15 protein-coding genes are annotated in these 18,531 nt (G+C 65.3%); 2 read left to right on the plus strand and 13 right to left on the minus strand.

The genetic code is table 11. From position 1 onward, the window contains the following. The coding region (locus ACMHYJ_RS13705) for a DUF4351 domain-containing protein (protein ID WP_414246744.1) at positions 1-438 on the plus strand (438 nt) is incomplete at its 5' end. 9 nt (positions 439-447) lie between these two features. On the opposite strand, the gene ACMHYJ_RS13710 is transcribed toward ACMHYJ_RS13705, so the two are convergent. After that, positions 448-1,419: an urea transporter gene (locus ACMHYJ_RS13710; protein WP_414246745.1), complete on the minus strand. Its 972-nt coding sequence runs from the start codon at positions 1,417-1,419 to the stop codon at positions 448-450. Positions 1,420-1,582: 163 nt separating this feature from the next. Between ACMHYJ_RS13710 and ACMHYJ_RS13715 the strand changes: the two genes are divergently transcribed. After that, complete coding sequence (locus tag ACMHYJ_RS13715; RefSeq protein WP_414246746.1) at positions 1,583-2,470, plus strand: AraC family transcriptional regulator; 888 nt, start codon at positions 1,583-1,585, stop codon at positions 2,468-2,470. Positions 2,471-2,501: 31 nt separating this feature from the next. Here the strand turns inward: ACMHYJ_RS13715 and ACMHYJ_RS13720 are convergent, their stop codons facing one another. The 12 genes from ACMHYJ_RS13720 to ACMHYJ_RS13775 form a co-directional block, all read right to left on the minus strand. Next, positions 2,502-3,599, minus strand: coding sequence for a ribonucleotide-diphosphate reductase subunit beta (locus tag ACMHYJ_RS13720; RefSeq protein WP_414246747.1), 1,098 nt, complete (start codon positions 3,597-3,599; stop codon positions 2,502-2,504). Positions 3,600-3,670: 71 nt separating this feature from the next. After that, positions 3,671-6,187 carry a ribonucleoside-diphosphate reductase subunit alpha gene (locus ACMHYJ_RS13725; RefSeq protein WP_414246748.1) on the minus strand — a complete coding sequence of 839 codons (2,517 nt, stop codon included), beginning with the start codon at positions 6,185-6,187 and terminating at the stop codon, positions 3,671-3,673. Between the two features lie 565 nt (positions 6,188-6,752). Further along, the gene (locus ACMHYJ_RS13730; RefSeq protein WP_414246749.1) at positions 6,753-9,941 is read right to left on the minus strand and encodes an EAL domain-containing protein; all 3,189 of its coding nucleotides are present in this window, start codon (positions 9,939-9,941) and stop codon (positions 6,753-6,755) included. Positions 9,942-10,031: 90 nt separating this feature from the next. Beyond that, positions 10,032-11,459, minus strand: coding sequence for a 4Fe-4S binding protein (locus ACMHYJ_RS13735; RefSeq protein WP_414246750.1), 1,428 nt, complete (start codon positions 11,457-11,459; stop codon positions 10,032-10,034). A 19-nt stretch (positions 11,460-11,478) separates the two neighbouring features. Then, a complete protein-coding gene (locus ACMHYJ_RS13740; RefSeq protein ID WP_414246802.1) occupies positions 11,479-12,342 on the minus strand; it encodes an FTR1 family iron permease in 864 nt (287 codons plus the stop codon). A gap of 93 nt (positions 12,343-12,435) precedes the next feature. Next, entirely contained in the window at positions 12,436-12,780 is a 345-nt protein-coding gene (locus ACMHYJ_RS13745; RefSeq protein ID WP_414246751.1) for a cupredoxin domain-containing protein, read from the minus strand. 1 nt (position 12,781) lies between these two features. Then, positions 12,782-13,318 carry an iron transporter gene (locus ACMHYJ_RS13750; RefSeq protein WP_414246752.1) on the minus strand — a complete coding sequence of 179 codons (537 nt, stop codon included), beginning with the start codon at positions 13,316-13,318 and terminating at the stop codon, positions 12,782-12,784. 320 nt (positions 13,319-13,638) lie between these two features. After that, positions 13,639-14,205 carry a polyhydroxyalkanoate synthesis repressor PhaR gene (gene phaR / locus ACMHYJ_RS13755; protein ID WP_414246753.1) on the minus strand — a complete coding sequence of 189 codons (567 nt, stop codon included), beginning with the start codon at positions 14,203-14,205 and terminating at the stop codon, positions 13,639-13,641. 5 nt (positions 14,206-14,210) lie between these two features. Beyond that, on the minus strand, positions 14,211-14,948 hold the full coding sequence (gene phbB, locus ACMHYJ_RS13760; RefSeq protein ID WP_414246754.1) for an acetoacetyl-CoA reductase: 738 nt from the start codon (positions 14,946-14,948) through the stop codon (positions 14,211-14,213). An 11-nt stretch (positions 14,949-14,959) separates the two neighbouring features. Next, positions 14,960-16,576, minus strand: a complete 1,617-nt coding sequence (locus ACMHYJ_RS13765; RefSeq protein WP_414246755.1) for a PHA/PHB synthase family protein — start codon at positions 16,574-16,576, stop codon at positions 14,960-14,962. Positions 16,577-16,720: 144 nt separating this feature from the next. Beyond that, positions 16,721-17,548 (minus strand): peptidoglycan editing factor PgeF, encoded by an 828-nt coding sequence (gene pgeF / locus ACMHYJ_RS13770; protein ID WP_414246756.1) that lies wholly within the window; start codon positions 17,546-17,548, stop codon positions 16,721-16,723. After that, entirely contained in the window at positions 17,545-18,510 is a 966-nt protein-coding gene (locus tag ACMHYJ_RS13775; RefSeq protein ID WP_414246757.1) for an RluA family pseudouridine synthase, read from the minus strand. Before ACMHYJ_RS13775 ends, pgeF begins: the two co-directional genes overlap by 4 nt. Between the last annotated feature and the right edge of the window lie 21 nt (positions 18,511-18,531).

The raw sequence follows: 18,531 nt of genomic DNA on the forward strand, positions 1-18,531 counted from the left end.
AACCGCCACCGGGACAAGCGCACGCGGCTGGTACCCAAATTGCAACTGGTGCGCCGGCTGCAGCATTATGGCTACGATCCCGTGGTGGCCATGCAGGTGTACCGCCTGATCGAATGGATGATTGCGCTGCCCGAAGACCTGGAAGCGGAGTTTTTACAGACGGTCGAGACCCTGACCAAGGAGAACGAGATGACGTATGTCACGCTGATCGAACGCGCCGGCCATGCCCGGGGCCACGCCGAAGGGCTTGTCGAAGGCAAAGCAGAAGGCAGTGTGGAGGGCCAGTCGAAGACCTTGCTGCTGCAGATACAGCGCCGCTTCGGCCCGCAGCCCGACGCCATTGCCCGGCGCATCCAGGCCGCCACGGCGGCGCAACTGGAAACCTGGTTGCTGAACATCCTGGACGCCACCGAACTGGATGACGTGTTTCGGGATTGATGGCGGTTTTCAGCACTCGGCCGGCCGGATGGCGGGTGGTGTCAGCCTGAAATAAGGCGCCAGGCCCATGAACGCATACAGGGTCAGCAAATACGGGGCCGTCAACATGGGCAGGCCCACCCGGGCGGCGAGGGCATCGGCCCCCGTTTGCAGCAGCACGGTAGTCAGGGTGCCCAGCAAGGCATAGCAGGCCGTGCGTCGGGACGGCGGCAAATAGACCACGCCCAACGCCATGGCGGTCAGGATCGGACTGAAGCCCCACAAGCCTTGCAGCACGGCGGCGGGATTCGCCCGCAAGGCCAGGGCGCAGGCCATCGACACCAGCGACCCGGCGACGACGGCCAGGGCGGCCCGGCGCGAGGCCAGCGCAACGCCCAACAGAACCAGGGCGCCACTGACGGCGCTGCCCAGCAAAAAGACCTGGGCAATGTTGCGAAAAAAAATCTGAACGGCTTCGGCCAGCGAGGGCAAGGCGGCGGCGCCGGCCAGATAGGCCGAAGTCGCTGGCAAGGGGGTGGCGGCGACCGGCCCCTGCCCGCCCAGGGCCAAGGCCCCGGCCAACAGCAGCCAAGTGACGGCCACGAACGGTCCGGTAGACCCCGGAATGCCCCGGCGCCGGGTGAGCAGGGCGGAAAACAGATCCACCGCCACGGTGCTGGCTGCCGCCCCGAGCACGACGCCGGCCCACAGCCAGGGCGAGGCCGCCAGGAACGTGGGCAGGGCCACCCCAACCAGGATGCCGTTGAACCCATACAACCCGGCGCGCACCGCGGATCGATCGCGCATCCAGCCCAGGGCCGTCCCGGTGGCGATGATCAGGCCCAACAGGGCGCCCCCCGCAGGGGCCCAGTGATGGCTGTCGAAAGCGGCATAGGCAATGGCGGCGATGAACAGCGCACCCGCCAGGGCGTTGCCCAGAAAAAACACCTGTCCGGCGCCGCGCAGGCTGATACTGACGCAATGACTCTGATGTGCTGCCATGAAATTGAGAAAAAAAGACCGACCAGGCCGCGATGCGGGTCTCTTGGCGACACCCACATCAACAGCCCGGCGGTCCGGGGCTCTCAGGGTGTAGATTAAACTAGTCGGCAAGCAATGTTTAACGGCAATAAACCATGAAACATCTCCGAACGGACAATCAGCCATGATGGATGAACCCTTTCCTCAGGCGATCCCGGCCCCGGCGGACGACACAACACGCCTCGTCGCCCCGGCGCGGGTGCCCGGCCATGCCCCGATCATCCAGCAAGGATTCCTGCACCAGCTGCCCCGGCCCCTGTATGGCCACATCAACAGCCAGTCGAACATGATCATCCCGCGCCCGCATGAGCACCACTGGGCGCAGCTATCTTACGCCATTCGTGGGCATTTGCAGGTGGTCACCGAACAGGCCCGCTTCATCGCCCTGCCCCAGCGGGCGGTCTGGATACCGGCGGGCGTGCAGCACCAGGTGCACGAATCCCCCTACACAGTCATCCGCAGCCTGTACATCGACGCCGAGGCGGTGGGGCTGGACTGGGCCGATTGCCGGGTGCTGGTGATCCGCCCGCTGCTGCAGGAACTGATCCGCACCTTCAGCATCATCCCCATCGAATACCAGGAAGACGGCCCGGACGGACGCCTGGCCCAGGTACTGATCGACCAGATTGCCGTGTGCCAGCAAGCGGGCCTGGTGCTGCCCTGGCCGTCGGACAAGCGCCTGCAAAGCCTGTGCCGCCAGCTTCATCAACACCCGGATACGGCACCGGGGCTGGCGCAATATGGACGGCGGGTGGGGCTGTCGGAGAAAACCTTGACGCGCCTGTTTCAACAGCAGACGGGGCTGGGTTTCAGGCTATGGCGCCAGCGCGCCCGGCTGGTGCACGCCCTTCCCCTGCTGGAACAGGGTCTGCGGGCCACGGACGTGGCCCTGGCCTGCGGCTATGACAGTTTGTCATCGTTCATCGCCGCATTCAAGGAACACACGGGCGAGACCCCGCGTGAGTTTTCGCTGCGCAGCCAGCAGGCGGACACCGCGCCGGAAGCCTATTGAGGGGCGGCCCCCCGGTCGTCGGGCGCCGCCCTTAGAACTCGTCGTCGAAGACCACGCCTTCGTCGGTGCGGCGCATGACGCCCACTTTATAGGCGGCAATGTCCTGTTCTTGCGGGGAGGCCTGGGTCTTGCTGATGTTCAGCCATTTTTCCATGTATTTCAATGGATTGGACTGCGGAAATTCATAGCGGTCGGTGAGGATGCCCAGGGTGTTGTAGACGTCCTTGGCGCAGTACAGGGTCCAGGCGGCCAGTCGGTCGCTGTTCATGCCGACCAGTTCGCGGCCTTCGGAGAACAGGTAGTGAATCCAGTCCAGTTCGCTGTCCACGACCTCGGCGATCAGTTGTTCGATATCCAGGCGGCATTGGGCGAAGGCCTGCTGGCCGCGCTCGGTGGCCAGTTCGTGCTTCAGCACGGCGCGATCCAGCTCGGCGTGGATTTCGAGCTCGTCCTGGGCGATTTTCTGGATGGCCTTGCCGATGGGCTGGAACATGCCGGTGTCGCAGATGGCGAAAGTCACGGCAAAGGACGCCATGAACTGAATGCGTTCCATGCAGAACAGCGCCACCACCATCATGAACAGCGCATTGTAGGTGTCCTGGTTGTTTTCGATCTGGCCGATGGCGTACTGGTGCGAGGCTTCGTAGCCATCGGCAAAAGCCTTGACCACGCGGGCCAGGCGTTCGTGGGCTTCGCGCACGCTGAGGATTTCGTCGATGATGGCGGAAGGATCGTCGAAAGAATTGCGCACGATCTCGGAATATGTGGCCGCGTGCACGACTTCGTTGTCGGAAATCCGCTGCCAGGCGGCCCAGAGCTCGGACGAGGTGATGAACGGGGCCAGCACCGGCGCAATCGCGCGCGAAGCCACGCTGTCGGCTTCCCACTGCCAGGCCAGCGTCTTGACCATCATGTCGTAAGTGGCGCGCGGGCAGTTCTTGAAGTCGGCGTTGCAGGAGGAATAGTCGAATTCGTTTTCGTCCCAGTCCAGGGATTTCTGGGTCTTGTACAAGGCCCAGATATCGGGATAGTGGCGGTTGATGGTGTCGAACAGGCCTTGTTTTTCGCCCAGGAACAACAAGGGCTTGGCGTAATCCTGCTTATCGTAGTTGAAAACGTTTTCTGACATGATGGGCATATCCACAAGATAGGGGCGCCGAGCCGGCGCGGGCCGGGCGACGCCGAATGAACGGGGTTGGATTACAGGGTGCAGCCGCCGGCGCAAACGGGATCGTCGGGGTCGTCCATGCCGTGCAGGGCCTCGACCAGCGGCTGGCCCGCCGGCACCTGGATGCCCAGGGCCCCGGACAGGTTGACGAAACCCTGGGCGGCGGGGATATCGGCCACCTGCTTCATCCCGGCCGAGGTTTTCTGGTTCATGTAGTACTTGGACTTCAGGCCCATCTTGACCCGGTACAGGTAGTTCTGGATCATCTCGGTGGATTCGATGCTGGCGTCGCCGATGACCTTGCGGTAGAAGTCGGCGGAAATCCCCTGATCGGTCCATTTCTGGATGATGGCGTAGACGTCGGTCATGTCCTGGGCCGGGACGTCCCAGGCGGATTCGTACCAGGCGGCCAGTTCGTCGCCCTCGGGGGCGGCCCAGTAGTTGACCCGCTGGTTGTCCGTCTTGATCATGGTGAGTTCGCGGATGGGGTAGACGCCGTTGGTGGTGCCCGAGGAATTGGCGGAGGTTTCAGTGGGCATGTGCGCCGCCACCACCGAATTGCGGATACCGCCGTTGGCGATGATTTCCGCGCGCAGGGTTTCCCAGTCGTAGTGGTTTTGCAGGTCGGCGATCTTGTCGACGTTGCGGTTGTAGGTATCGACGGGCAGCCAGCCTTCGGGCCAGCGGGTCTTGTGCATCCAGGGGGCGTTGCCCAGCTCGCGGCCCAGTTGCAGGCTGGCGCGCACCAAATGGTAGTAGTGGCGTTCGGCCACCCAATGCACATACTGTTTGCCTTCGGCCTCGGTGTAGCGCTTGTGGTTGCGCGCCATCAGGTGGGCCAGGCCCAGCATCCCCACCCCGGCATTCAGGCGGGCCTTGGAGGTGACCCCGACGTGGGGCAGCTCGTAGTCGGCCAAGTGGATGCACTTGTCGATCATCAGCAAGGCGTAGTAGGCGACTTCCTGGTATTGGGCGTCGGACTCGATGTTGGACACCACGATGCCGGCCAGGTTGCAGGTGGCGACCTCGGGCGAGGAATAGCGCACGATGCGCGCCACCTGGCGGCCGTCGGCCAGCGTGTCGCCTGCGGCCAGGTCTTCCAGATAGACCTGTCCCCGGGCGGTGTCCACCACCCCGGTGCCGGGCTGCAGGGTGTGCGGGCGGCCGTCGGCGTCCTCGAACTCGACCAGGGTGATGTCCGCAGTCTGGTAGAGTTCGGTGATGTGGTTGTACGGGGCCGTGGGCAGGGCGATCTCGGAACACAGGTTGGAACTGTAGATCGTGCCCTTGAACGGCGTGTGGTGGTTCATCTCGTAGATGTTGTGCTCGTAGATGCGGCCGGTTTCGTTCCATTCGTTGATGGCGGTGATCAGCAGCTCGCGGGCATTGACGCGCTGCTTCTTGAAGCCGGGGTTTTGCTCGTACTGCGCGTACAGCTGCTCGAAGCGGGCCTCGTCGTCGCTATACAAAGCGTCGTAAAGATCGGGCGCGGTATAGCAGTTGAACAGGAAAACGTCTTCGTTGCGGGCGACCTTGCGCGCAAAGAAGCGGTTGCCTCCCCAGGAATAATCCATGCCGCGAATCTTGCGGTCTTCGGTAGACATGGGGTTTTTCAGGCGCAGCAGCACGTCGACCTCGGGGTCGAAGATGGAGAAATAGCTGGTGCAGGCCCCGCCCCGGCCGTTTTGCAGGTTGGCCTTGATTTCGGCCACCACGGCGCGCAGATAGGGCAGCTTGCCCTGGTGGCGGATGACGCCCCCGCGCACGGGGTCGTTGACCGAGCGCGTCTGCAGGTACGAACCGATGCCCGCGCTCATGTAGGTCATGGTGTTGGCGATGTGGTTGCCCACCGCGATGGAGCGCGCCGAATCGCCCGAGGCATACAGGCAGCAGCTGGCATAGCCGCGCAGGGGCGTGCCCAGGTTGATGTGGTTGGGCGTGGGCGCGTTGATGCGGTTCTTGGACAGGTGCTCGTAGAATTTGGCGACGTCGGTCATGCGGCGCTGACGGGGCTGATCGACGGCCAGCGCCATGGCCATGCGCATGTAGACGAACTGCGGGGTTTCGTAGTGGATGCCCTTGACGCGGTCGGAGATGGCGTATTTGGATCGGTGCGTGTGGATCTGGTAGTGCGCGTATTCGAAGTCGCGCGTGTGGTCGATCAGGCCCTCGACCTGGAAGTATTCTTCTTCGGAATAGTCCAGGCGTTCCATGTAGCCCAGGGTTTCCAGCTGGCGGTGCAGGGTCAGCACCGTGGGGAAAGCCCCGCCGCAGACGTCCTTGAGTTCTTTTTGCGCCAGAGCGGCATACAGGCGGCCGGCCATGCGGTTATACGACCAGGTGTCGGCATCCAGGCAGTGCCGGATCAACTGCATCTGCAGGAACTCGGAGGAGCATTCCTCGGGCATGTTGGTGACGGTTTCCAGCACCACGGACGGCCAGTCCACGCGGTCGCCCAGAGTGGTGGCCCCCCATTCGCCCCAGCCGTTCAGTTTCGACGGGATAAAGGGCTCTTTGCGTCCATCACGTTTGACGACGGTCTTGATCATGGCGGTATCTTCTTTGGGTGGAGGAGGAGCGGTGCGGCATGCGCCCGTGCGCAGGCGCACTGGCGTTTCACACCAAATATAGTGCGTATGCTACAACAAATACACCACATATAGTGGTCGCAAATTGACCAAAATAACTCGCCGGCGCGCCCGGAACGCCGTTCAGCCAGCGAGGACGCGGCTTCCTGAAAGTGAAACCAGATGTTTATCCTCAAGGCGCGGCGCCCGCGCCCGGACGCGCCATCCGTCGCTGTCCCAGCCGATGTCCGGCGGTTCGGCGCGGCCCCGCGCGCAAGCCGTCAGGCGAAGGCCGGGCCGCCCACGCGTGACACCGGCCACCTGTTTGGCTGCGGCGCATTGCTTGCCTTCAGCGCCTGGAAAAACCCCATGCCACCGCTTTTCAGGTGGCCAGGCCAACCAGACGACGGGCGGCTAAACCGATTGCCGCGCCGGGGGCTGCTCCGATTGTTGCGCCGACTGCTGCTCCGACTGCTGCTCCGAGTGCTGCTCCGAGTGCTGCTCCGAGTGCCGCCCCGGGTACTACCCCGAATTCCTGCCTCAGGCGCTACCCTGATTCCTGCTCCGCTTGCTGCCGCCTGGCCTGCCAGTCCGCCTGCACCAGGGTTCGGAAATCGGCCAGGGGCAACGGGCGGCTGAACAAATACCCCTGCCAGGCATGGCAATGATGCCGCTGCAGGAAATCGCGCTGCTCGGTGGTCTCCACGCCTTCGGCGATCACCTGCAGGCCCAGGCTCAACCCCAGGGCCACGATGGTGCGCGCAATGGTGGCGTCGTTGGGGTCGACCAGCACGTCGCGCACAAAACTCTGGTCGATCTTCAGTTCGTCCAGCGGCAGGCGCTTGAGATACGCCAGGGATGAATACCCCGTGCCAAAGTCATCCAGCGCGAAGCTGATGCCGTAACTTTTCAGGCGCTCCATCTTGTGCACGGTATCGCCCAGGTTCTGCAGCAGCAGCCCTTCGGTGAGCTCCAACGCCAGGCGCCGGGCGTCGGCGCCGGTGCTGGCCAGCGCCGCCAGCACCTGATCGACGAAATCGGGCTGGCGAAACTGCCGGGGGCTGACGTTGATGGACAGGCGCAGATCCGCCATCGCGGGGGTATCGGCCCAATGGGCCAATTGCCGGCAGGCCGTGCGCAGCACCCAGTCGCCCAGCGGCAGGATCAGGCCGGATTCTTCGGCCAGGGGGATGAAGACGGCGGGCGAGACATAGCCGTCCCGCGGGTGGTTCCAGCGCAGCAGGGCTTCGCAGCCCATGATGCCGTCCGGCCCCACCTGGGCCTGATAGAAAAGCTCGAATTGGTCTTGTTCCAGGCCCACGCGCAGGTCGGATTCCAGCGCGGCGCGCCCGCGCACGACATCCTGCATGTGAGGGTCGTAGAAGCGCAGGGTATTGCGGCCGGCCGATTTGGCCTGGTACATGGCCAGGTCGGCCCGGCGCAGCAGTTCGTCGACTTTTTCGCCCCGCCCCAGGAACAGGCTGACCCCCATGCTGACACTGGAATAATGATAGACATTCTGCAGCTGATAGGGGACGCGCAGGGCATTCAGGATATGCTGCCCCATGGCCTCCACCTGCTGGGCGGCGGCCCCGGCTTGGTCATCCAGGCCGCCGAGCACCACGGCGAACTCATCATCCCCATGGCGGGCGATGGTCTGCGAGGCATCCAGACAGCTTTTCAGGCGCTGGGCCACCTGGCGCAGCAGCTCGTCGCCGACTTCATGGCCCCGGGTTTCATTGAGGGTCTTGAAATTGTCCAGATCCAGGGTCAGCAAAGCGCCATACTGGCGCCGGCTGCCGCTGACCGCCAGGGCCTGCTGCAGCCGGTCGACCAGCAAGCGGCGGTTGGGCAGGCCGGTCAAGGCGTCATGGTAGGCCAGGTAGTGGATTTCTTCTTCAGCCGCCTTGCGGGCGGTCAGATCCACCAGCGTCAACAGGTATTCGGCGCCGAATTTCAGCCCGGAGAGCTCGACCGTGCGGATTTGGCCGTCTTTGCACAGAATGGAGGTTTCCAGCAAGGCGCGGCGCTCACCCGACGCCGCCGCGTGCCGCCACTGGTGTTCCCAGGCGCGGCGTACCTGGCGGCGGTCGGCCGGGCTCGGAAAGGTCAGGCTCCACCAGCTGCGCGCATCCGGCATGTCGGCGGCATCGTAGCCGCAAATCTGCAGGAACTGCTGGTTGCGAAAAACGATCTGCTGCTGGGCGTCCACCAGGCACACCCCCACGGGCAGGTGGTCCAGCAGGGTGCGCAGGTGGTGTTCGCTGTCTTGCAGGGCATCTTGCAGCAAGCGGCGCTGGGTGATGTCCTGCAGGATGGCGATCTGGTAGTCGGAAATCGCCCCGCCCTGCCAGATCGGCGAGACAATGATTTCGACCCACACATCGTAGCCATCCTTGTGCCGCATGCGCTTTTCCATCTGGAATTCGGGGATTTCACCCCGCCGCAGCTGCCGGCCCAGGGCCAGATCGCGCGCCAGATCGGTGGGATGGGTCAGCGACTGGAACGACAGCAGCTGCATTTCTTCCGGGGTATACCCCAGGATGGCCGCATAGCGCCGGTTGACCCGCACGGGACAGCCCGTGCGCACATCGGTCAGGGCCACCCCGATGGCCGCCTGGTTGAACATGGCGCTGACGCGTTCCTCGCTGGTTTCCAGGGCCTGCGTGGTGGCCATGATATCGGAGACCGCCCGGCGATGGCGATTGACCAGGTAATGAACCAAGGCGCCCAACAGCAGCGACAGGGCGGCGCCGACGCCGGCGACCCACCACGGCAGGTTGCGCTCGACCGGGGACAGCAGGGGCCGCGCCTGGGTGTATTGCACCTGCCAATGGCGGCCCAGCAGGCTCAGGCGCTGGACGGTCTGCAGGGGCTGGGACGAGCGCGGGCCGCCGTCCAGCACCGACACGCCGAAGGGCGCATGCGCCGCCTGCCCGGGCTCGGCTGAACCCAAGTTTTCCTCGTCGTAGAGCCGCACGGACAGGCCCCGCAAAAACCCTGCCTGACGCAAGCCGTTGAGCATGTCCGCCACACGCACGATGGAGCCCACCGCCCCGACGAACAGCGGCAATTGCGCCGCCCCGGCATCCGACGCCATGAGGTAGATCGGGAAGCGCACCACCACGGCCTGCGCGCCGCCGGGATCCTGCACCAGGGAAAACGGCGCGGAAAGCGCCGGACTTCGAGTGTCCCGGGCCGCCAGCACCGCCGCCAGGTTATTGGGCTGCGAGGCGATGTCCAGGCCCAGGACTTTTTCATTGTCCTGCAAAGGCCAGAGATATTCGACGATGTAATGGTCGCCCGCCAGGCCCGCCGGATGGACGAACGCGGCATCCACGCCCGTCATCTGCTGCATCTTCGCCCGCATGCGGCGCTCGTAGTCCGGCAGCTGCGGCGCGGGCACGTAGCGCACAAAGGAAAGATTGACGAATTCCGGGTAGACGTCGGGGATGTCGTGACGCTGCGCGACCTGCTCGAACTGGCTGCGGGACAGGTTGGGCCGAACCAGAAACAAGTCTCGAAACCCCGCCACCACTTGGGTATAGGATGAAACGCGCTGGGCAATGGCCTGGGTGGATGCCTGAACCTCATGGGAAAAACGGGCCTGCCGAGTGGCCTGCGCGGCGTCCAGCTGCTGGCGCGCCAGGATGGCGGTAATGCCCCAGCCAACCAGGCAGACCAAGGCCCCAACCCACCATTGTTTGAACCCCTGCCGCCATCGGGCTGCCGTCATTCCATGCTCCATGGATAGGATATCCAAGCAAAAGAATAACGAATTTATCCCGACCCGACCATGGCGGCAAGCCCTGATCGACGGCGCGCGCTACCAGAGGACGAAAAACAGCACCCAGGCCCAGATAAAGGGCAACAGCCCCAGGCCGACGGCGGCCACCGCCGACAGCCGACGCCAGGGCGACGGGGTGCGCAGGCCCGCCAGCCGCCACTGAAAACGCAGGCTCCAGGCCAGCGCCAGGGCCAGCAAGGCGAAGCGCGCGGGGTTGGCCCAGCCGGTGGGCACGCCTTCGTGCTGCAGCAGGGTCAGCGTCGTGGCGGTGAGCCCCAGAAAGACCCCCGCCCCGGCGATGGGAATCAGGCCCTGGGCCAGCTTGTGCACCCCGGCCAGGCGGCTGCGCAGCAGCCGGCCATCGGCGGCGCGCACGCCGGGCTGCCGACAGGCGAGCAACAGGCGGTCGGCACAGCACAGGCCCGCGAACACGCCGCCCCCTACCCCCACGGCAGCGCCGAAGATGAACAACAGGATGACGGCGCCATCCAGCCAGCTGAAGCTGTCGTTGACTTCGGGATAGTGCGTGAGCAGGAACCAGGGGGCATTGTCGGCCAGAGGCCAGTAGATGTCGTGGTTCACCAGCCAGGTGGCCAGGCTTTGTTTGATGGCGACATACCAGGGGCTCGCGCTCCAGAGAAAGGCCCCCACGGCTAGCCCCATCAGGCCAAAGACGATCAGCATGGTCTGCCAGCCGCTGCCCTCGGCCACCCGGACGATCTCGGCCTCGGGCGAGCGCGGCGACAAGGTAATGGCGCCGCGATAATCGCTGCAGCGGCCGCACATGTGGCATTCGGCGGCGCCTTGCATATTGCGCAGCGGCAGCAAGGGCGCACAGTTGATGGTTTCGACGCGCCGCACCGGGGCGCGCCAGGCCTGGGCGTCCACGCGGTAATACCAGGGGGCCAGTTTCGCCAGCAGATTGAACACCCCGCTGACCGGACACAGGTATTTGCACCAGACGCGCTTGTCGCGGCCATACAGCCACCCCACCCCCATGGCCGCCACGGTGGACCCGCCCAGCACCGCCGCCACCGCCCAGGGATACTGGTATACGCTGACCAGCTGACCATAAATGGTGGTCAGGGAAAACGCCACGAACGGCCAGCCGCCCCAGCGCATCCAGCGCGGGATGGCCCCGCCGCGCCCGTGCCGGCTGGCCCACTCGGTGAGGGTGCCTTCGGGACAGAACAGGCCGCACCACGCCCGTCCCAGCAAGGGAATGGAGACCAGGACAAAAGGCCACCAGACGCCCCAGAAGGCAAACTGGGCCACAATGGTGAGATGGTTGAAGACCGACGCGGTGCGGTCGGGCAAGGGCAGGATCGCCGGAACGACCAGCAAGACCAGGTAAAACACCACGATGACCCACTGGAGAAGGCGAATCGCCCGCTGGTGATCCCGCAGGAAGTCACCTGCCCGGGCGACCGACGCCCGAAACCGCATCCCGCGTGTGATGGCAGCCATGCCGTCCCTCCGCCCGGCGTCAGGACGACTGGGTGGGCGCCGCCGCTTGCGCCGGCGTGGCGGGCCGCGCGGCCGGGCGCGATGCGCGGCGCAGCAGCCACAGCACCACGGCCCAATACGCCAGCCAGATCAGCAGCTGGGACAAGGCCGGGTAGGCGCGATAACCCGCGAAATCGGCCAGGACCCGCCCCAGGACGCCTTCGGTATCCAGCAGCGCGCTGCTGTCCCAGACCGGGTCCACCCACGTGGGCAGGACATCCAGGGAAATCAAGCGGTCGGTGGCGGACACCAGCAAGGCGCCGGCTAGCAGCAGCAAGAGGATTTCGGTCAGTTGGAAAAACCGCCGCCAGGTGATGACGCGCCCCCCCAGCTGCAGCAGCCAAAAAGTGCACAGCGCCGCCACGAAGCCCCCCAGGCCGGCCAGCAGCAGGCCACCCAGGCCGCCTTCGGTGGCCGACAGCACCGTGCCATACAGAAACACCACGGTTTCGCTGCCTTCGCGGGCCACGGCGATCATGACCAGGACCAGCAGGCCCCACCAATGCCGGCCATCTAGCTGCCGCGCCGCGCCGGCCTCCAGCTGGCGCTTGAGGTTGCGGCCATGCTGGCGCATCCATAGCACCATCTGCACCACCAGGGCGCATGCCGCCAGGGCCATGACGATCTGGAACCATTCCTGGCCGGTGTCCGACAGCCAGGACGCCAGCCCCAGCAGCACCAGCGCCAGCGCGCCGGCCAGCAGCAGGCCCGCCGCCACGCCGCCCCACAGCCAGGGCAGGCCGCGCCGCCCTTCGGGCGAGGCCCGCAGCCAGGCGTAGAGAATGCCCACCACCAGGAGGGCTTCGACGCTTTCGCGCCAGACGATAAAGGCGACTTGTTCCATCATGCACACGCCATCTACAAGGCCGGATGCGCCGGGCCGGTATGCCAATAGGCGGACTGCGCGGACATACGCCGCACCGCCCGGCGACAGGGATCAGGGCTTGGGCAGCACCACCAGCGTGCCCTTGACCTGGGGATGAAAATCATCAAAAAAAGGATACTCGCCCGGACGCGACAAGGACAGGACGACGAACGACGTCACCCCCGGCCCCAGGACTTTTTCTTTGCGCAACGGCAGGCTTTCGAATTCGACGGCTTCGGTGCTTTCGTTGACCAGGACGATCTTGAAACGCCCGGCGGGGACTTCGAGCCGGGCGGGCTCGAAGGTGCCGTCGGCCTTGAAAGTCAGCTGATAGACCGGCATCTCGGCCCGGGCCGCCGCCACAGGCCCCAGCCAGCCCGCCAGGACCAGCACCCCCCCCGCCAAGCCGGCGCGCATGTCAGTATCCGCCCTTTTTGCCGGTGCCCGCGAAGACGAAGTCGTACTTGACCTCGAAGGGCTGGAACCACGGGGCCACCCCGGTTTCCTTATCGACGTGGCGGCCGAAGTGGTTATGAGGAGCGGTGTCGGGCGAACCGATGACGAAAGTCAGCTGGTATTTGCCGGGGCCGTCGAGCTTGACGTTATCGCCATAGTGCGGACCGTCGTTGGCTACCATGGGCATCAGGTCGCCCTTGATCTGCTGGTCGCTGCCCTGTTTTTGCAGGACATACTGGATATTGAGGTACGGCGCCCAGGCGCCTTCGGGCAAGCCATTGGTGTTGTCCGCCGTGGCATGGATGTCGGCCTCCAGGTGGATGTCGGAATCCTGGGCGGCGCGCATCATGCCGTCGGGCTCCATTTCCACAGGCTGCAGGTACACGGCGGCGACTTCCAGGCCGTGCAGTTCGGCGGGTTCGCCGATGGGGTATTCGGCCGCCAAGGCGGACGACGCCAGCCCCAGGCCAGCCAATGCGATGAGCAGCTTTTTAACCATCAATGGTCTCCAGTCCAATAAAGGGAATGATTCTCGTTAATGACAAGAGTCAATAATATACTCCTATCCCTGGAAAAAACACGCATGATTTTCGCAAGAAAGCGGGATGTGGCCGAGCCGCATCCCGCTTTCTGAACCCAAGTGAAATCCGCCGATCCCCAACGCCCTGGCCCGGGGGAACTGCCCGTTCTGCCATACCGGCCCGAACCGCCCACCAAGCCCCCAAGACCGGCATCCACAGCCGCACTGTCCAGCCGGGCCACTGCGGGAACCGGCTGGGCGGGCATGCCCCGGGCCGCGGGCTCGGCGCATCCGGGAAATCAGGGCTTTTTCTTGTCGGCATCCGCCGGCCCCGGAAACGGAAACCCCGGAAACAGATTGCGCGCCTGATCCTGCATCTGATCTTGCATCTGCACGAAGACGCTGCGGCTTTGTTCCAGATAGTTGTTCATCATGTTCTGCAGGGCGGGCGTCTGCATGCTGACCAACTGGGCCCAGGCCTCGGGGCCGAAATGCTGCTGGTACAGCCCCTGGGATTGTTCGGCCATGCGATCCTGGATGTCCATCAGCACCTGGATGTTTTTTTCCAGGAAAGTGCCCATGACCCCCTGCATGGCATGGCCATAGAAGCGGATGATCTGGGCCAGCGCCGTGGCCGAGAACATGGGCATCCCGCCGGATTCTTCCTCCAGGATGATCTGCAGCAGGATGCTGCGGGTCAGGTCGTCGCCGCTTTTGGCGTCGACCACCTGAAAATCCACATTGTCCAGCACCAACTGCTTGACATCGGCCAACGTGATGTAGACGCTGGCCTGGGTGTCGTACAGCCGCCGATTGGGGTATTTTTTGATCAGGCGGCCCGCCTGGGGTTCTGCGGTCTGGGGCATCGACATCAACCCATGTGCAGGCCGCCATTGAGCGAAAAATCCGCCCCGGTGGCAAAGCCCGCGTCATCGGAAGCCAGCCAGGCCACGATGGAGCCGATTTCTTCGGGCGTGCCCAGGCGCTTGACCGGGATGGTGGCGACGATTTTTTCGAGCACGTCGGGGCGGATCGCGCGCACCATGTCGGTGCCGATATAGCCCGGCGACACGGTATTGACGGTGACCCCCTTGCTGGCGACTTCCTGGGCCAGCGCCATGGTGAAGCCATGGATGCCGGCCTTGGCGGTGGAATAGTTGGTCTGGCCGAACTGGCCTTTCTGGCCGTTGACCGAGCTGATGTTGATGATGCGCCCCCACTGGCGATCCACCATGTCGTCGATGACCTGCTTGGTGACGTTGAACAGACTGTTCAGGTTGGTGTCGATGACCGAGCGCCAGTCGTCCTGGGACATCTTGCGGAACAGGCCGTCGCGGGTAATGCCGGCGTTATTGACGAGGACGTCGACGGGCCCGTGTTTTTCCTTGATCTGGATGAAGGCCTGAACCGTGGAATCCCAATCGGACACATTGCCCACCGAGGCATGGAATTTGTATCCCAGGGCGGCCTGCTCGTCCAGCCACTTGGCGTAGTCGCGGCTGGGCCCGCAGCCCGCGATGACAGTGAAGCCTTCTTTGGCCAGGCGTTGACAAATGGACGTGCCGATGCCGCCCATACCACCGGTGACGTAAGCCAGTTTTCCGCTCATAGGATTCTCCTTCAGTCTGCTTTGACTTTGACATAGCGCCCGGGAGCGGGCTCTATGGTGGGGTATTGTTTCGTGCCCAGGCTGCGGCCCGCCCGGCGCATGCCGCCGGAATGATCCGCCAGCCAGGCCAGCCAATCGGGCCACCAGCTGCCCTTGGCGTGCGCGGCGCCGCCCAGCCATTCGCCGGGGTCGCTGGGCAAGGCGCCGGGGTCACGGGACCAATACCCGCGGCGCTGGCGCTCGGGCGAATTGATCACCCCCGCGATGTGGCCGGACTCGCCCAGCACGAAGCGCAGCGGCCCGCGCAGCAGCAGCGTGGAGGCATATGCCGAGGCCCAGGGCACGATGTGGTCATCGCGCGAGGCATAGAGATACGCGGGCATGTCCAGGGTGCGGAAATCGACCGCCTGCCCGCACACGTGCAAATGCCCGGTCTTCAGCTGGTTTTCGAGGTAGGTATTGCGAAAATACCAGGCAAAGAAGGGCCCCGGCAGATTGGTGCCATCCGCGTTCCAGGACAGGAGATCGAAGGCCCGGGGCGATTGGCCCATCAGGTAGTTGGCGCCGACGTAGTTCCAGACGAGTTCGGCGGGCCGCAAAAAGGAAAACGTGGTGGAGAGTTCGCCCGCCGTCATCAGGCCGCCCCGGCCCAGTTGCTGGTCGCGGGTGCGGGCGTGGAATTCATCCACGAAAACGTCCAGGATGCCGGTTTCGCGGAAATCCAGGAAGGTGGTGAGCAGGGTCAGGGCGGCGACGGGGTCTTGGCCCCGGGCGCGCGCCACGGCCAGCGCCGTCGCCAGCAGGGTGCCCCCCACGCAAAAGCCCAGGGCATTGACCTGGGGCTGGCGGCTGACGTCGCAGGCCACCTGGATGGCCCGCAAAACGCCGTCCTCGATGTAGTCGTCCCAAGTCTTGGTGTCGATGGGGTCGGCGTCGTCGGCGCGCGGATTGCGCCAGGACACCATGAAGACGTCGAACCCCGCCTGCACGGCGTGACGCACCAGGGAATTACCCGGCTGCAGGTCGAGGATGTAGTATTTATTGATGCAGGGCGGCACCATCAGCAAGGGGCGCTGATGCACTTGGGGGCCTGCGGGCCGATACCGGATCAGCTGCATCAGCGGGTTTTCGTAGACCACCGCACCCGGGGTGACGGCCAGGTTCTCGCCCGGGGAAAAAGCGGATTCGTCGGTTTGAGTGATGCGCTTGCGGCGGATGTCGTGCAGCAGATTGGCCAGGCCTTTTTGCAGGGATTCGCCCCCGGTGCGCAGGCATTCCTGGATGGCATCCGGGTTGCTGACCAAAAAGTTGGACGGCGCGGCGGCCTCGACCCACTGCATGACGGCAAAGGCCAGACGCTCGCGCACGGCTTCGCTGACATCGGCGGACTGCGCCAGCCGCTGCAGGGTGCGCGACAAAATCAGGTAGGCATGCGCGGCAAGCAGAGACTGCGGGCTGCCCGCCCAGGCATCCGAAGCAAAGCGGCGGTCGGCCAGGGGCGCCAGCGCGCCCTGGGCGGCCTGCGCCAAAAGCGCTTGCCAGTCTTGCAGAAAATCGGACTGGATTTCGGCCAGTTGTTCGGCGGCGTCGGACGGAAACGCCTGCCGAGATGAATTCGTATTGCCCATTGCATCTCCCCGCCCTGATAAAACCCTGCTTGGCTTTGTGATCTTGGTGTCAGACATTCTGACAGCCTGATGCGCTGCGTCAATCCGGGTAAATCGGTATCCCGACGCAACGGCGCCAGCCCGCCATGGAATATTCAATTTGTATCATACCAGCCAGGCGACGGTGGCTTGCCGGCCTGTGCGTACTTGCCTGCGATAGGAAAAATATCGGCCCGCCTGATGGTACGTGCATTCGTGGCTGAGTTCGACCTGCGCCACACCGGCCGCCAGCAACTGACGCCGGGCGAGCCCGGCCAGATCGGCCAGCCAATGCCCCGCCCGCGCGGCGGGCGCGAAACTGTCCGCGTGGCCCGCCAGGCGCGCCACGAAGGCCTGGCGCACTTCGTCGCCGACCTCGAAGGCGGCGGGCCCGATGGCCGGCCCCAGCCAGGCGCGCCAGACACGCGCCTGCGGGGCCTGCCGGCGCATGGCCGTCAGGGTGTTTTCCAGCACCCCGGCCACCAGGCCGCGCCAACCGGCATGGGCCACCCCCAGGACGGCGCCGGCCTGATCGGCCAGCACCACCGGCAGGCAGTCGGCCGTCAGGATCGCCAGGGGCTGGCCCTTCACGCAGGTAATGGCCGCATCGGCGCAGGGCGCCCCCGTGGGGATCAACGGCGGCGCGGGGGGACGGCGATCCGGCGGCCAAACCCGCAACACCCCCTGGGCGGCATCCCAGACATCCGTGCCATGCACCTGATCCAGCCAGACGGGCGGCCCCGGCAGCGCGGCCCGCAGGCGATCCCGGTTCCGCCGCACGATGGCGGGGTCGTCCCCCACATGCAGGCCCAGGTTCAGGCTGTCCCAGGGCGGCAGGCTGGCGCCGCCCTGCCGTCCGGTGGAAAAATACCGCACCCCGGGCCAGGGCGACCCGGTGCAGGCCTGCAGGCCCGCAGGCCCGTGCCCCGGGCCCCGCTCGCCCGGGCGCGTCATGCGGCCGCCTGCCAGTCGATCTGGGCCAGGCAGGCTTGAAAATCCGCGGGCGGCGGCGCCGCAAAGGACTGCCACTGGCCGCTGCCGGGATCCTCGAAGCTGAGTGCCTGGGCATGCAGCATCTGCCGGCCAGCCAGGGCGATGGGCCGCCCGCCATAGACCGCATCCCCCAGCAGGGGATGGCGCAGCAGCGCCATGTGCACCCGGATCTGGTGCGTGCGGCCGGTCTCCAGGCGGCAAACCACCTGCGTGACCGCCTGGCCCTGCCAGTGGCCCGCGCGCTGAACGGCATAGTGCGTGACGGCGGGCTTGGGCGCGATGGGGTGTTCTGTGCTCATGCGCACCGGCACCCGGGGATCGCGCCCGATGGCGGCATCCACCCGGCCCTGGCCCGACAGGACGCCATGCACCAGGGCACAGTATTCGCGCTTGACCGAACGCGCCTGCAGCTGGCGCACCAGCGCGGTCTGCGCGGTTTCGGTGCGCGCCACCACCAGCAGGCCGGACGTGTCTTTGTCCAGGCGATGCACGATGCCGGCACGCGCCACGTGCAGCAGCTCGGGGTAGCGGTACAGCAGGCCATTGAGCAAAGTCCCCCGCCAATTGCCCGCCCCGGGGTGGGTCACCAGGCCGGCCGGCTTATTCACCACCACCCAATCGGGGGATTCGGCCACCACCTGGAAATCGACGGGTTCGGGCGCGAACGCCAGGTCTTCAGGGGCCTGCTGCGGCCGAACCTGGATGCGCGCCCCGGGCCCCACCCGGGTGCGCACGCGCCCGACCGCGCCATCCACCCGGACATGGCCGTCTTCGATCCAGGCCTGCAGGCGGCTGCGGGAATGCTGCGGCAGCAGCCGCGCCAGCACCTTGTCCAGACGATCCGGCAGGGCCTGCAGGGGCAGCTGAAACAACAGAATCTCGTCGGTCGCCGGCGCTTCGGGGGTGGGGGGTATGTCAGACATGGCCACAAATCATATAATCTG

It is taken from the genome of Castellaniella hirudinis, from assembly GCF_047468865.1.
Lineage (GTDB): Bacteria > Pseudomonadota > Gammaproteobacteria > Burkholderiales > Burkholderiaceae_B > Castellaniella > Castellaniella hirudinis_A.